16 protein-coding genes are annotated in these 14,406 nt (G+C 32.1%); all 16 read right to left on the bottom strand.

Annotation, left to right across the window (positions count from 1 at the left end; all coding sequences use genetic code 11):
• Positions 1-8: 8 nt before the first annotated feature.
• Positions 9-200: a flagellar FlbD family protein gene (locus tag ACREWB_RS15500; protein WP_431548346.1), complete on the bottom strand. Its 192-nt coding sequence runs from the start codon at positions 198-200 to the stop codon at positions 9-11.
• A 113-nt stretch (positions 201-313) separates the two neighbouring features.
• On the bottom strand, positions 314-1,306 hold the full coding sequence (locus ACREWB_RS15505) for a flagellar hook-basal body complex protein (RefSeq protein WP_431548347.1): 993 nt from the start codon (positions 1,304-1,306) through the stop codon (positions 314-316).
• A 123-nt stretch (positions 1,307-1,429) separates the two neighbouring features.
• The gene (locus ACREWB_RS15510; protein WP_431548348.1) at positions 1,430-1,831 is read right to left on the bottom strand and encodes a TIGR02530 family flagellar biosynthesis protein; all 402 of its coding nucleotides are present in this window, start codon (positions 1,829-1,831) and stop codon (positions 1,430-1,432) included.
• A 29-nt stretch (positions 1,832-1,860) separates the two neighbouring features.
• A complete protein-coding gene (locus ACREWB_RS15515; protein ID WP_431548349.1) occupies positions 1,861-2,529 on the bottom strand; it encodes a flagellar hook assembly protein FlgD in 669 nt (222 codons plus the stop codon).
• A 33-nt stretch (positions 2,530-2,562) separates the two neighbouring features.
• Positions 2,563-5,193: a flagellar hook-length control protein FliK gene (locus tag ACREWB_RS15520; RefSeq protein ID WP_431548350.1), complete on the bottom strand. Its 2,631-nt coding sequence runs from the start codon at positions 5,191-5,193 to the stop codon at positions 2,563-2,565.
• Positions 5,190-5,645 (bottom strand): flagellar export protein FliJ, encoded by a 456-nt coding sequence (gene fliJ, locus ACREWB_RS15525; RefSeq protein WP_431548351.1) that lies wholly within the window; start codon positions 5,643-5,645, stop codon positions 5,190-5,192. Before fliJ ends, ACREWB_RS15520 begins: the two co-directional genes overlap by 4 nt.
• A 36-nt stretch (positions 5,646-5,681) precedes the next feature.
• Positions 5,682-6,989 carry a flagellar protein export ATPase FliI gene (gene fliI / locus ACREWB_RS15530; RefSeq protein ID WP_431548352.1) on the bottom strand — a complete coding sequence of 436 codons (1,308 nt, stop codon included), beginning with the start codon at positions 6,987-6,989 and terminating at the stop codon, positions 5,682-5,684.
• Positions 6,990-7,006: 17 nt separating this feature from the next.
• Positions 7,007-7,753 (bottom strand): FliH/SctL family protein, encoded by a 747-nt coding sequence (locus ACREWB_RS15535; protein ID WP_431548353.1) that lies wholly within the window; start codon positions 7,751-7,753, stop codon positions 7,007-7,009.
• Positions 7,737-8,750 carry a flagellar motor switch protein FliG gene (gene fliG, locus ACREWB_RS15540; protein WP_431548354.1) on the bottom strand — a complete coding sequence of 338 codons (1,014 nt, stop codon included), beginning with the start codon at positions 8,748-8,750 and terminating at the stop codon, positions 7,737-7,739. The genes ACREWB_RS15535 and fliG overlap by 17 nt, the downstream gene beginning before the upstream one ends.
• Positions 8,751-8,756: 6 nt before the next feature.
• Entirely contained in the window at positions 8,757-10,313 is a 1,557-nt protein-coding gene (gene fliF, locus ACREWB_RS15545; RefSeq protein WP_431548355.1) for a flagellar basal-body MS-ring/collar protein FliF, read from the bottom strand.
• A gap of 15 nt (positions 10,314-10,328) precedes the next feature.
• The gene (gene fliE / locus ACREWB_RS15550) at positions 10,329-10,628 is read right to left on the bottom strand and encodes a flagellar hook-basal body complex protein FliE (protein WP_431548356.1); all 300 of its coding nucleotides are present in this window, start codon (positions 10,626-10,628) and stop codon (positions 10,329-10,331) included.
• Positions 10,629-10,639: 11 nt separating this feature from the next.
• Complete coding sequence (gene flgC / locus ACREWB_RS15555) at positions 10,640-11,074, bottom strand: flagellar basal body rod protein FlgC (RefSeq protein ID WP_431548357.1); 435 nt, start codon at positions 11,072-11,074, stop codon at positions 10,640-10,642.
• Positions 11,075-11,080: 6 nt separating this feature from the next.
• Positions 11,081-11,485 (bottom strand): flagellar basal body rod protein FlgB, encoded by a 405-nt coding sequence (gene flgB / locus ACREWB_RS15560; RefSeq protein WP_431548358.1) that lies wholly within the window; start codon positions 11,483-11,485, stop codon positions 11,081-11,083.
• Positions 11,486-11,922: 437 nt separating this feature from the next.
• The gene (locus ACREWB_RS15565; protein ID WP_431548359.1) at positions 11,923-12,747 is read right to left on the bottom strand and encodes a flagellin N-terminal helical domain-containing protein; all 825 of its coding nucleotides are present in this window, start codon (positions 12,745-12,747) and stop codon (positions 11,923-11,925) included.
• Between the two features lie 85 nt (positions 12,748-12,832).
• On the bottom strand, positions 12,833-13,174 hold the full coding sequence (locus ACREWB_RS15570; RefSeq protein ID WP_431548360.1) for a hypothetical protein: 342 nt from the start codon (positions 13,172-13,174) through the stop codon (positions 12,833-12,835).
• Between the two features lie 316 nt (positions 13,175-13,490).
• Positions 13,491-14,330: an SLC5/6 family protein gene (locus tag ACREWB_RS15575; RefSeq protein ID WP_431548361.1), complete on the bottom strand. Its 840-nt coding sequence runs from the start codon at positions 14,328-14,330 to the stop codon at positions 13,491-13,493.
• Positions 14,331-14,406: the final 76 nt, after the last annotated feature.

A 14,406-nucleotide genomic window follows, 5' to 3' on the forward strand; every position in this document is an offset into this window, starting at 1 on the left:
ACTTCCTCCTATAACTCCCCAGTAAATATCTTCCTTTTATACTTTAATACTTTTTCGATTATGACCTCCGTACTCTCAAGTACAAGATACTTTTTACCATTTATTAAAGTTAATAAAGTGTCTGGAACTGTTTCGATTTTTTCAATAACTTCTGCATTTAATATGAATTCTATTTTATTTAATCCTGTAAGTTTTATCATAGGACCTCCTAATATGCAATATGTATTATTTGTATAAAAAATTTGGTAAGTCTCAAATACTTAAAGTATTTGAGACTTATTCAAATTTAATTTAAAATTTCTTATGGCTTATATTATCTCTTTAGATTTATTATTTCTTGTAATATTTCATCTCCTGTGGTAATAGTCTTACCAGCTGCCTGGAAGGCTCTTGTTGTAATTATCATGTCTGTAAATTGTTCTGCTAGGTCAACGTTTGACATTTCAAGCATTCCTTGAAGCATGTCTCCATAGCCTTGAGTGTTATCCGCAAGAGTTGAGTCCTCTGCCGTTCTTACTATTGCTTCTCCTGCATTAGATGTACTTCCGTATAAATTTCCTCCAACTTTCGCAAGTCCTGCCGGATTCTTAAATGAAACCGTAGCAATTTGTCCAAGAACCGTTATTTTACCGTTATCTAAAACTGCTTTTATTTGACCATCCTTCTCTATTGAAAAACTTTTAATTTTAACCTCAACACTACCATCCGTGATTGTATCTGGAATGACAAGAGGTACAAGTTTTGCCTCTGGAGTTAATGCAGCATTTGCATCGACATAACTTAATTTAGCTACTCCAGAAGTATAAGTTAAATTGCCGAATGTGTAACCTAATACCCTTAGGCCATCGGAATTTAATAAATTACCACTTTTATCTAGAGTTAAAGCACCATCTCTAGTGTAATATAGTCCCATTTTTTCATCAGGAGTTACTGCACTTGTAGTAGTATCCAGCGTTACGCCAGCAGCATTCGTAGTAGGTATTGCACCTTTACCAACCATTAAATATCCTTCACCATCCATTGCAACGTCTAGATTTCTAGAAGTTGGTTGCATCATACCTTGACCTACCATTGTATCTATTCCTGAAATTTGTACACCTTGACCTACTTGCTTTAGATTAACTCCACCTTGATTTGTTCCAGGAGCTGCAGACTCAGTTACACTTTGACTTATCATATCTTTAAATCTAACTCTTGAGCTTTTAAATGCTGTAGTACCAACGTTTGCTATATTATTTGCTATAACATCCAATTTCACCTGATTTACTTTAATTGCACTTACTCCTGAATATAATGATCTTAACATAATATTACCTCCACTATTTTATTCTTTTAATTAAATCAATAAATATATAATGTAATTCTAATTTTTATAATAATCACTTTGCTTCTGTCTTTCCACAAAGTTAAGCCCCCTATAAGGTCCAGCTTATATCATAACTACACTATCTATATTGGTTATTATACTTGGTTCGCTTTCATTTTTGTCTAAAGCAGTAATTACAGTTCTATTTTTGATACTTGTTATGAGAGCCATATCTTTATATAGTATTAAAGATTGTTTGGCACCTTTGTCCTCTGCCATATTTATACCTGTATTAATCTTCTTCATATCATCATCACTAAAATCAATATTTCGAGTATTAAGCCTTTGTGCTGCATGTGACGATATGGTAAAACATTCTTCTTTTTTTATCTGCTTATCCAAAACTTTGTTAAATTGGCTTTGTTCTTTGCTCACATTATTTGTTTTATTTTTGAGACCTTCCCTTGAATACTCAGTAAAGTCTGCTGTTGAATATAGTTTTCCATTTATTACTCTATATGACATGTCTAACATCACCTTACCATCTTAATTAATTACTCTTCTACTTTTACGATGTCTCCATAGCTTACATTCTTAGTTAATTCCTCACCATTTTCTAGGTAAGCTATAGTTAAATTAATTCCCTTTGCATCTCTAGAAACACTTTTAACAGTTCCTGAATAAACTACGTCATCTTCCATTGGTGATGTTTCAACATGTTTACCCATTAAGTTTATAGCTGCTGAAAACCCCTCATTTCCATTCAAATAATTAGATGTACTATCCGATGCATCTATAACATCTGATAAACTGTCTGCTGGAAAATCCTTTAGAGTACCATCTGAAAGTTCCACCGCCATGTAAGTCGCACCTGATTCTTTAAAAACAGCCTTAACGGTTCCTCCATATTGCATTCCTGTTTCATCATAGCTATCAAAAGCTACCATCTTTCCAACTAGTGAAGATGAGTTAGAAAAAGATATTGTACTACTTAAATTAGTCATTTGCTCTAGTGATGCAAATTGGGCCATTTGAGCTACAAATTCCGTACCATCTTTAGCCGCCGTTGGATCCTGGTTAGTAAGTTCCGCAGAAAGTATTTTAAGGAAAGAATTTTGGTCCATTCCTTGACCTTTCTTTACAATCTTTGTTCCTCTGCTAGTTGCCCTAGCAAGTCTTGCCATCTCATCATTTGAAAGTGCTGTATTCATATCTGTTGCCATCTTATCACCCCTTAACCATTTATTCTAAGATAATTAAACAAATTTATTTACTGCATTTTGTTCTATAGAATAATTATCTCTTATAAGAACATCATCTATTTCTTCTGAAACTGAATTTGTTTTTGAATCATTGTTTTGTTTCTGATTACTATTTTTCTTGTTAGATTCTTTATTGAAAAATGTAGAATCCTCATAAATATTTATATCCAAGCTTTGAATTTTAATATCCATATTTCTTAATTTGTCACTAATATCTTGAATATTACTATTTAACAAATTAAAAGTGTCCTTATTTTGAGCAGATATAAATGCCTTCATAACACCACTTTCCACCGTAAGCTTTATAGTTATTTCTCCAAGTTCTTTAGGACTCATTGTTATCGTTAAATTCTTAATATTATTATTTTCCATAAATTTCATTGACTTAACAATATCAACTGTAAAATTGCTTTTAACAATAACCACATTTGGAGTTTCTACTCTACCTGTACTTAAAGTTTCTGCACCCTTAAATTGATTCATAAAATTGATTGCCTTTGATATTTTCATTTCATCCTTATCACCGCTGATCAAATTACCAAGAAATTTTTCTTCAAGGGAGTTTTTAGAACTATTTTTTATTGATTTTATTTCACTATTTACTATAACATTTTGAGGACTAGGCATTTTCAGAAGACTTAAATCTCCCTTTACCACATGCACCTGCGTTGTTAATTTTTGTAACACTTGAAGTATTTTAGACGATCCTTCAACATTTGTTTTTGATTTTTCTATCAGTACAGATATTTCACTAAAACTTCTCTTAAGCATATTCTTAGCTTCAGGTGTTAAATTCTCTACTCCTATTAACTGTTCTATATTAATAGAACTAACATCACGCTGTTGCTTCTCTGTCATTGAACCACTGTGATCAGTTTTAAACATAGAGCTTAGCGATTGTATTATCTGCTGAATTTGAGCCTCTTGTACATTAATATTATCTTTTGGTAATAAACTTAAATCTCCCTTTACCTGGCCCACTTCCACCATTAGTTTTTCTAGTACATTTTGTACTTTAAGGGGCTCGTACTTATTTGCATTAGACTTTCCAATAAGTTTAAATATATTACTAAGGTTATTTTTAAGCGTATTTTTTGTTTTATCAGGTAGTTTTTCTACGCCTATCAAGTGTTCATCTAGCATTTTTTCTAGGTCAACAGGTTTTAAGTTGCTTTCGTGAGTTTCAAACATTAAACTCAAAGATTGTAGTATCTTCTGAATTTGAGGCTTTGAAGCATTATCTTTAGAATTACTCAAATAACTTGTATCTAACTCTACTTTATGCGAGTCTGATTTTTCTATAAGTGTAAATATTTTAATAATGTTATCTTTCAGTGTATCTTTTGTGGCTGGCGTTAAATTCTCTACTCCTACTAATTGATCATCAATCATCTTTTCTAGACCAACAGGCTTTAAGTTACTTTCCTTAGTTTCAAACATTAAACTCAAAGATTGTAGTATCTGTTGAATTTGAGGTTTTGATGTATCATCTTTAGAGTTTTTCAAATAACTTGTGTCTAACTCTCCCTTTACTCCACTAACTTCTCTTGTTAGCTTTTCTAGTACAATTTGTGTTATCAAGAGCTCGTCCGTATTTGCATCTGAATTATCTATCAGTGCAAATATTTTAGTAAGGTTATTTTTTAGTGTATTTTTCACATCTGGCGTTAAATTTTCTACACCTATCAAGTTATCATCAAGCATTTTTTCTAGGTCAACAGAATTAAAGTCATTTTCCTTATTCTTGGTTTTTGAACCACTCTGCTGAGTTTCAAACATTAAACTCAAAGATTGTAGTATCTGTAGAATTTGAGGTTTTGAAGCATTAATTTTATTTCCTGGTTCTGGGTTTAACGCCTCTGTAACTGTTTGTACAAAATTGATTATCTCTAATCTTAACGGCCTCTTATCTTTAGAATTGCTCATTAACTTTTCTAGTACGTTTTGTGTTGGCAAGAGCTCGTCCGTATTTGCATCTAAATTATCTATCAGTGCAAATATTTTAGTAAGGTTATCTTTAAGCGTATTTTTCACATCAGGCGTTAAATCTTCTACGTCTATTAAGTGATCATCAATCATCTTTCCTATGTCACTAGATTTTAAACTACTCAGCTTATTTTGGGTTTTTACAGCACTCTGCTGAGTTTCAAACATGGAACTCAAAGATTTTAATACCTGCTGAGTTTGAACTATTGAATCATTATTACCATCTTTTTCGGCAGAACCTTTTGAGAGATTCTCTGGAGTTTGTTTTAAATCATCAACAGTTGTTTGTATAAAACTTATCAATTCTTCTCTTAACTCTCCATCTAGATTAACAGGATTTTGCTTTGCTGAATCAATAGATATTTCTATAAATTTGACTATTTCTGCTTTTAACTCAGTAATATCTTCAGAATCATTCAAATTTATTGTGGTAGTACCATAAGCTATAGCTTCTTCAATACCGCTTTTAGTATTTTCAGACCTAACGAGGTTTTTTTGTGTATTTTCATTTGTTAAATTTCTAAAACGAAATTCATGGTTATCTAGGACTTTTTTAAACTGTTCCGTTTTACTTGATACATTTATAATGTCAAGTTTTTTGGAAGTAGCATTAGTACTTACATTCATATTTACGTTCATCTTTTCTCACCTCCCTTCCCATGATTATTTCTTATAAAAGCATAAAGTGCAAATTCATCATTGGTTTTTTGTTCAATTAAATTTTGTTCATTTAAAAAAGCACTTTTTTGTTTTTCTTTAAGTATTTCAACAGTCTTCTTATCAACCTGGCATTGTTTTAATTTTTCTCTCTTTTGATCTAATATTTTATCTTTATCATCTAAGTCAAGTGAGGTTTCATTAATTGCCAAATTTAGAGCATTTAAATAATTCTGTCTCATTTTCTGCTGAAGGAGCGGTTCATATGCATCTATATTTCTATTTATCTTATAAGTTTCTTTTAAATTATTAAGCTTATCTTCAATAATGTTCTTTTCTCTTTGTGCCTCTATAAATTTAATTTTACTTTTATCCTCAAAGTCTTTTCTAATATCAAGCAGTTTTTGCAATCTGAACCTATAATTTTCAGCCAATTTAAAAACTCCTCTTTGAAAGCTCACTCTGAACTTTTAATTAAACATGTTTTTCATCATATTTAAACTATCTGTAATGTCTGTACTTTCATGTACATCCTGCTTTAAATATTTTTCTATACTATCATTGTACTTAATTGCACTGTCAATTTTTGCGCTGCTTCCTTTTACATAGGCCCCAATATTTATTAAATCTTCAGAATCCTTATAAGTTGCCATTAAATCCCTTGCCATTGAAGCAGCCTGCACATGCTCTTTTGTAGCAACTTCAGTCATAAGCCTACTAACACTATTTAAAACATCAATAGCTGGATAATGATTTTTTGCGGCTAGAGCTCTAGATAAAACTATATGCCCATCTAGTATACCCCTTACAGCATCTGCTATTGGCTCATTAAAATCATCACCATCTACAAGTACTGTATAAAAAGCTGTAATAGATCCTTTATCAGACATACCGCTACGTTCCATTAATTTAGGTAACATTGCAAACACTGAGGGAGTATATCCTTTAGTAGCTGGAGGTTCTCCTATTGCTAGTCCAACCTCTCGCTGTGCCATTGCAAATCTTGTCACTGAATCCATCATTAAGATTACTTTTTTACCTTGGTCTCTAAAATATTCTGCAATAGCTGTAGCTGTAAATGCACCTTTTATTCTTACTAGAGCTGGCTTATCGGATGTTGCGCATATAATAATTGACTTTTTCATTCCATCTACACCTAAATCTTTTTCAAGGAAATCTCTCACTTCTCTTCCTCTTTCTCCAATAAGTGCAATTACGTTTACATCAGCTTTTGCCTCTCTTGCTATCATCCCAAGTGTGGTACTCTTACCTACTCCACTACCTGCAAAGATACCAATTCTTTGCCCCTCTCCACAAGTTAAAAATCCATCAATTGCCCTAACTCCAGTAGGTATAATATCTGTTATCCTTCGTCTTTTTAGCGGATCTGGTGGAGATGCATTTAGTGAATAAGCTGTATATTTAGTAATTTCTGAGCCGTTTAATGGGTTTCCTAAACCATCTAGGACTTTACCAAATAGTTCCTCAGAGCATTTGACGTTTAAGGGACTTCCCGTTGGTACTACTCTACAGCCTGGGGCAATACCCACAAGCTCTCCCAGAGGCATTAAAATTACATCCATATCTCTAAAACCTACAACTTCACAAGAGATTTCATCATTTGACTTATTATAAATTTTACACACTTCGCCAACAAAAGCCGTTATCCCTTGAACTTCAATAGTAAGCCCTATAACATTTACTACCACACCTTCAGAATAAGTGTAATTAATATCAGGAATTTTATTCATTAAATACTCAAAATTTAAAGCTATCATAATTGTTCTCGACCTTTCTATATTTGTTCTTCCTGAAAAACTTCTATTATTTTTTCAATACCATAAGCTATGCTTACAACACTTTTACCAGTTTCTTTTTCAATAACAGCAGTTCCATCATCTAAAAAATTATCTTCTATTACAAATATATCACCTTGAAAAGCAAGCCTGTCTTTAAAATTTTGAATTTCATCTTTTATGGTAATAAAATGAGTACTATTGATTTTTATTACATATGATTTTACATTTCTTTCACTTTTTATAGTGTTGAATATCATTTCATTTAGAGCATCTACTTCTTTTACCTCTTTTTTTAATATATTTCCAGCAATATTTATGATTAGTGCTTTTATATGCTTTTCCTTTTTTACTAAATACTCACTATATTGATGTTTTGCTTGAGTTAGTATAAAATCAGCATCAGCCCTCACAGTGTCTGCCGATTCCATTGCGCCATCAATAGCATCTTTATATGCTGTTTCATAGCCTTCCCTGTTCCCCTTCTCTAAACCCTCTTTAAAAGCCTCGGTTTTTGCCTTTGCTGCATCTATATAGGCTTTGGATATAATTTTTTCACTTTGCCTTCTTGCATTCTCTAACATATTGCTTGCAATTTTTTCATAGCTTTCCATACTAACGTCTAAACTACCATTATCGCTACGTGTGTTTACATTTCTAGCAGCTACGCTTAACTGGGTATTTATTTCTCTATTTCCCTGATCGATAATTCTTGAATTCTTTATCACATTAATTGATGATTGCATCTTCTCCACCTCTTGAAAGTACGATTTCACCAGCTTCATCTAAACGTCTTAATACACCAACAATTTTCTGTTGAGCTTTTTCAACATCCATAAGCCTAACTGGTCCAAGGAATTCCATGTCTTCTTTTAGTGATGCAGCTGCTCTTTTAGATTGGTTTTTGTATATACAGTTTGCAACTTCTTCTGAACATCCTTTTAATGCAAGAGACAAGTCCTTATTATCTATTTCTCGTAAAATTCTTTGTATTGAAACATCATCCAAGGTAATAATATCTTCGAATACAAACATAGATTCTTTAACCTTTTCTGCAAGTTCTGCATCTTCTCTCTCAAGGCCCTCGGTAATATTTCTTTCTGTAGTTCTATCCACTTGGTTTAAAATCTCCACTAAGGATTCAATGCCACCAACCACAGCACTATCTGTTCTAATAACAGAAGATAATTTACCATTTAAAACTTTTTCAATTTCTTTAATAACCATAGGAGATATACTACTCATGGTTGCAATTCTAAAAGATACGTCGCTTTGCAAATCCAGTGGTAGTGCCGCTAATATCTGAGCCGCCTTATCCGACTGCATATAACACATAATAAGTGCTATTGTTTGTGGATGTTCATTTGATATAACATTCAAAAGTTGATGTGCATCTGCTTTTCTTGCAATGGAAAATGGTCTATATTGTTGTGTTTCTTCCATAACCTTATCTAATATCTCTTTTGCTCTGGAAGTTCCAAGTGCTTTGGATAGTAAATTCCTTGCATAGTCAACTCCACCTTCTAAAAGAAAATCTTTTGCCTTATTCATTTCCATAAATTCATCAAGAATTGTCTGTCTTTGTTCCGATTTAACCGAAGTTATATTAGCAATTTCATAGGTGATCTTTTGAATATCTTTTTCTGGTAATTTTTTTATTATACCTGAAGAAGCGTCTGGACCTAAGGTTATAAATAATATAGCCGCCTTCTGAATTCCCGTAAGTTTCCCATTCTTAGCCACTATTTATCACCTCTCATCCTCTGTCAGCCAAGACTTAATTATATCTGCAACTTGTTCAGGTTTTTCTTCTGCATACTTTTTAACTTGCTTTTCCATGTTTGATTTTTTATTGTTTGTATCAAATTCAATAGGAGCAAAATATTCTTGCTGCTTCGGAGCAATCTCATCTCCAATTAAACTATCAATACTTACAGAAGTTTTATCTTTCTTCTTACTAGCCTTTCGAATTACAACTAAAAATATAATAAATAATATAATACCTAAAGCTCCATATGCAATACGAGTATATAATATTTTTCTATCAGCTAACTTGTTAGCAATATCTATATCAAGTAGCCCTTGTTCGGCAGCTTTTTTACTGTCGGTGTTAAAAAACAAACCTTCTATACTTATTAAATCTCCTCTATCCTCAGAATATCCTATAGTGCTAGCAACTAAATTATTTACAGAAGCTCTAGTTGCTTCATCTAAATTACCATCTAATACAACTGAAGTAGTTATTTTACTAACTGAACCTGGGGCTTGTATTATGGTCTCTTCTATTTTCGAGATTTCATTATTTCTTGTAATCTCCCTAGTCACAACATTTCCATCAGGCGAAGTTGTTTCAACAGTATTTTTTGAGGCCTCATCTACAGGACTAGTGGATAGTCCATTACCAGAATTATCATTCCATGTTTCGATTTGATGTGAACTTACAATTGTACCTTTCGGATCATACTTAACTGTATTTTTTTCAACTGCATCAAAATCCAGCTCCGTATTAACTGAAACTCGCACTCCATCTTTATATATAGGCTCAAGTACTTTCATTATTTTTGCTTCAAAATTCTTTTCGACCTGTGCTTTTAACAATTGTTGCTTATCTGTAGATGCAGTTAAGGTATCTTGTTCTGCATCATATAATCCTTCTGTTAAGAGTTTAAATTTATCAGATACTATACTAACATTTTCCTTTGGAAGGTTCTCCACAGCTCCAGTTAGAAGTGATACTATAGCTTTTACCTGTGAGCTATTAAGGTTTGTACCTGCTTTAAGTTTCAATGTAACAGAAGCACTAGCCGGTTCCGTTTCGCGAACAAAGGCTGTGTTTTCTGGTAACACCAAATTAACCTTAGCTCCCTCAATTTCTGAAAAAGACTTAATTGCTCTCTCAATTTCGCCAGCTAAGGCTCTTTGGTACATGATTTTAGTTTCTGTATCTGTAGGTGCCATTTTACCACTATCAAAAAGTTCAAACCCATCGCTTCCTTCTGTGATTTTAACCTCTGACATAAGCTCCATTCTAAGGCTATCAACATCTGCCTTAGGAACTAGTATTGAGCTACCTGTAATCTTGTAATCAACTTTCTTGTCTTTTAACTTTGCTACAATTGCACCTGAGTCCTCTGCTGTCATATTAGAAAACAAGACATCATATTTTGTCGAAGTTGCTGCTACTAAAAAATAGATAAGGGCAAATGTGACTACCAACATAAGCAAACTATAAGCTATTTTTTTGCTTCCACTTAATTTGCTCCAACTTTGAGAAAATTTATTTCTCATTTCAAGTAGCTTATTCATCGCTAGCACCCCTTACTATATCTGCATTCTATTGAATTCCTGATATGCCTCTACAAGTTTATTCCTAATTTGTACTGCTAGCTCTAAAGACAGTTTAGCTTCTTCTGTAGATAACATAACCTTATGCACATCTTCCTCTTCGCCTTTTATAAATTTTTGAGTAAGATCATCTGCTTCTAATTGCTTATCATTAACTTCACTCAATTTTTCTTTTAGGGTGTCTAAAAAGCCACTATTTTCACTTTTATCTTCTACGTCATTCTTTTGAAACTCATTAATTGCTTTTGCATTGTTTACATAAGTACTAATATTCATATATCATTCTCCTATCTACCTATTTCTAAAGCTTTAGAAAACATACTTTTTTGGGCATTTATAGAACTTACATTTGCCTCATATGCTCTTGTAGACGCAATCATATCTGCCATTTCATTTAAAATGTTTACGTTTGGCATAGTCACATACCCCTCTCCATCTGCATCTGGATGTGATGGATCGTAAACCCTTCTTAAAGGTGAGTCATCATTTACAATGCCCATAGCCTGTACCCCTTTAAAACTTGTTTTGTATGTACCGCTAGTTTTATCTAATTCCTTTTGTAAATTCTCCTTAAATACAGCTATCTTTCTTATGTAGGGCTTACCATCTTCTCCCCTTGTAGTAGTTGCATTTGCAATATTTGAAGCAATTGTATCCATCCTTAATCTTTCTGCTGTTAGTCCACTAGAACTAATTCTCATTCCGTTAAAAACATTATTCATAATGTATTATTTCCCCCCCGTTATAATATAACTTTTAAGCGAAATCTTACTATTAACTTGCTTAACTAGTGCATTGTACATTAATGTATTTGCTGCTTGATTGGTCATTTCAAGGTCTATATCTACGTTATTACCATCTTGCCTCATGCTAGTACTTTCGTCTTTTTTCACTGTGATTTCTCCACTGTTACTACTCGTTTGCATATGCTTATTATTATCGGTCTTCATTCTATCTCCACCCATGCTATCCTTTAAGGTATCCTCAAACGTAACATAGAACTTTTTGTATCCCTTTGTATTAATATTTGCAATGTTATTTGCAATAACTTTGCCTCTCAGTGCTGAAGCATCCATACTCTTTTTTAACAAGTTATACGTATTTTCACTTGTTGAACTTCCATTCATATTCAAAATCACCATCTCCCCTAATCTATTAGTTTGACAAATAATCTAAAATTCCTTCTTGAAATTTCATTTTTTACTAAAAATTCACGAATTTCATTTAAGTCCTAATATATTACACTTTATAACTCTCATTATATACCTATTATTAGACTTAATGAATTTTTTTCTATTGTTTTTTATTAATTTAATTAGATTTAAGATTCAAACTGTCATTTTTAACTGTTTAAATGTATTTTTGAATGGTTATGTTGCATTGTAAATAATGTTTACATTGTTCATCTTATATTTACACTCTACTATTGTATTATACATTATTGTTGTAATTTGTCTATTAAAATACTTAAATAAAAAAAGAAATATAATTTACATTTTAAAAAGGAGACTTGAATTTTATCAAGTCTCCTTTTGCTATTATTAAATGTAGTTTATTTCTAATTAATTTATCAAGATCTAACATTTTCTAGAATTTTTAATGCATCCTGTGGAAATCTATTGGATTGAGCCATCATAGCAGTTGAAGCTTCTATTAGAATATTATACTTAGCATATTCCATCATTTCTTCTGCCATGTCTGTATCTCTTATACTACTTTCGGCAGATTGTATTTTATCCGCCATCCCTATTATAGAATTAAAGGTACTTTCAAGTCTATTCTCTAAAGCACCATACTTACTTCTAGCACCAATGACTGTATCAAGAGCATTATCGATTTTATTTAAAGACCCATCTATATCATTCACATCTATATCATCAAGGCCTAAGCCCACAGTATCTAAATCATATTTTAGTATTTTAATCTTTTCTCCTACATTAGCACCTGTAACAGTTTCTATAAAATCTGTACCATCATTTTCCCCACCGACTAAAAGTTTAACTCCATTAAATTCAGTATTATTTGCCAGATCATCAGCACCCTTAATCATTTGGTCTATTTCATTTTGAATAATCACTTTGTCTGCATCATTAGTGGTTCCTCCAGCTTTTACTAATAATTCTCTAACTCTTTGTAAACTTTCAGTAATCCCAGTAAGCCCACCTTGCGTCGTTTGAAGCATACTAACTCCATCTTGAGTATTTCTCGCTGCCATCTGAAGACCCCTTATCTGCATTCTAAGTCTCTCACTTTGAGCAATGGCATTAGGATCCTCTTTAGAACTATTTATTTTAACACCAGAAGATATCCGCCCTAGGGATGCATTTTGCTTTTTAATATTCCGGCTATATGCTTTATATATATTTAAAGAAGCAATATTCTTACTTATTCTCATACAATCAACTCCATTAAAGTTTTTATTTGCTATCTACACTAGTATATCGTATATATATCGTTTTACTTTAGAAGTTTTTTTAACTTTAATATAGTATCACATCTGGTGGGTACATACTTAAAGCATTTTCATAAGAATCCATTGCATCTATTTCTGAAACTTTACCATTCATAAGATTTCTATATAACATATATAGCTTTAAATGAAGATCTGGATTACTGCGCTTTACTTCTACCATTTTTTCATATATAACTTCTTGAACAGAAGGTTCACCTTCCGGACTAAGAATATTAGAAACAAAACTTTGTAGTACATCAATTTTCGTTTTTAGATTAGGCTCATAACAAACACTGCTTATTTGTTTTAGTTTTTCAATAATTTCTTCAGCTTGCTGCATTGAAATTGTAATTTGCTCATTGCTACTCACACAACATCACCTCTTTATATTTATAATGTTATAACACATGCGATAATTTATTATATCACTTTATATTTCGTTTGATTTACTAATAACTTTATATAGAGTATTAAAAATAGCCAATAAATAGTTTAAAGTAACTATCTATTGGCTATTTTTTTGTGTACCCTTACTTATTTATTCTTTAATACAGCTCTTAATCCAAGGATCGATGCAGTTATTATTCCACACCACATTACTAGCATAAAGGCCAACGCCTGACCACTCATAGTTACACCTCCTTATAATGATTTAAAATATATAATAATTTCTACCTATGTGATTGTTACTTCCTTATAAGAACCTTATTCTGTGTAATCTCTTCTCCATAAACGGCTTTTAAACTCTTATAAGTTCCAACAAATCCTAGGATAAATACTAACATTAAAACTACTCTTGCACCGTTAACCCATGGAATTAGCTCTGGTGTTTTTGCTACAAAAGTTGGTATAAATTTAAAATATCCTTCTTGAATATAGGTCCAAGTTGATCCAATTAAAATAACTATTATTACCGCAGGCGTTACAAATTTAATCATAACAGTATATATCCATTTTGGTGCCTGCCAGTATGAGCCATGGTTAATCTCATCTAGTGGATTATCTTTCATAAGCCAACCAGCTACAATTATTTCAATTAGACCCATAACAACTAATAAATAAGTACCAACCCAATTATCAAGTTCCGTAAAATAAGCAAGTTCAGCTGTTTTCGTAAGTATTGGCTCGAGTGCAACAGGTAGACCAACTAATATATATCCAAAGAAAACTATTAAAGATGCCTTCTTCTTTGCCATACCCATGCCTTCCTCGAGTATTGTAACTAAGTAATTATACATTGCAATAGCTGATGTAAACCCTGCAAAGAATAATAACATAAACCAAAGTGTTCCAAGAAGTCGACCACCATCCATAGTTCTAAATATATTTGGTAGTGCTATAAATGATAGACCTATTGATTGACTTAGACCGTCTACACCCATGAATGCATAAGTAATTGGTATTGCAATACTTCCTCCAAGAATTACTTCTGCAAATTCATTTAAGGAAACTGTTGTCATTGCTGATGCTACAATAGGTAAGTTGTATAATGAAATGACCGAAGAATAAAAAAAATAAAGACTCAAGGGAAATACTCTAGTATAATGTTAAGTGACAAAACCAACATATACGGGAGGATTTCAAATGAGTCAATTAAATTTT

This window comes from Clostridium sp., assembly GCF_050717635.1.
In the GTDB taxonomy this organism is placed as follows: domain Bacteria; phylum Bacillota; class Clostridia; order Clostridiales; family Clostridiaceae; genus Clostridium_AD.

Bases quoted from the DNA above. Each gene is read 5' to 3' on its own strand.
- ACREWB_RS15505 (WP_431548347.1), bottom strand. From the start codon at position 1,306: ATGTTAAGATCATTATATTCAGGAGTAAGTGCAATTAAAGTAAATCAG.
- fliI (WP_431548352.1), bottom strand. From the start codon at position 6,989: ATGATAGCTTTAAATTTTGAGTATTTAATGAATAAAATTCCTGATATT.
- ACREWB_RS15565 (WP_431548359.1), bottom strand. From the start codon at position 12,747: ATGAGAATAAGTAAGAATATTGCTTCTTTAAATATATATAAAGCATAT.
- fliF (WP_431548355.1), bottom strand. From the start codon at position 10,313: ATGAATAAGCTACTTGAAATGAGAAATAAATTTTCTCAAAGTTGGAGC.
- ACREWB_RS15520 (WP_431548350.1), bottom strand. From the start codon at position 5,193: ATGAACGTAAATATGAATGTAAGTACTAATGCTACTTCCAAAAAACTT.
- flgC (WP_431548357.1), bottom strand. From the start codon at position 11,074: ATGAATAATGTTTTTAACGGAATGAGAATTAGTTCTAGTGGACTAACA.
- ACREWB_RS15535 (WP_431548353.1), bottom strand. From the start codon at position 7,753: ATGCAATCATCAATTAATGTGATAAAGAATTCAAGAATTATCGATCAG.
- ACREWB_RS15500 (WP_431548346.1), bottom strand. From the start codon at position 200: ATGATAAAACTTACAGGATTAAATAAAATAGAATTCATATTAAATGCA.
- ACREWB_RS15510 (WP_431548348.1), bottom strand. From the start codon at position 1,831: ATGTCATATAGAGTAATAAATGGAAAACTATATTCAACAGCAGACTTT.
- ACREWB_RS15515 (WP_431548349.1), bottom strand. From the start codon at position 2,529: ATGGCAACAGATATGAATACAGCACTTTCAAATGATGAGATGGCAAGA.
- fliE (WP_431548356.1), bottom strand. From the start codon at position 10,628: ATGAATATTAGTACTTATGTAAACAATGCAAAAGCAATTAATGAGTTT.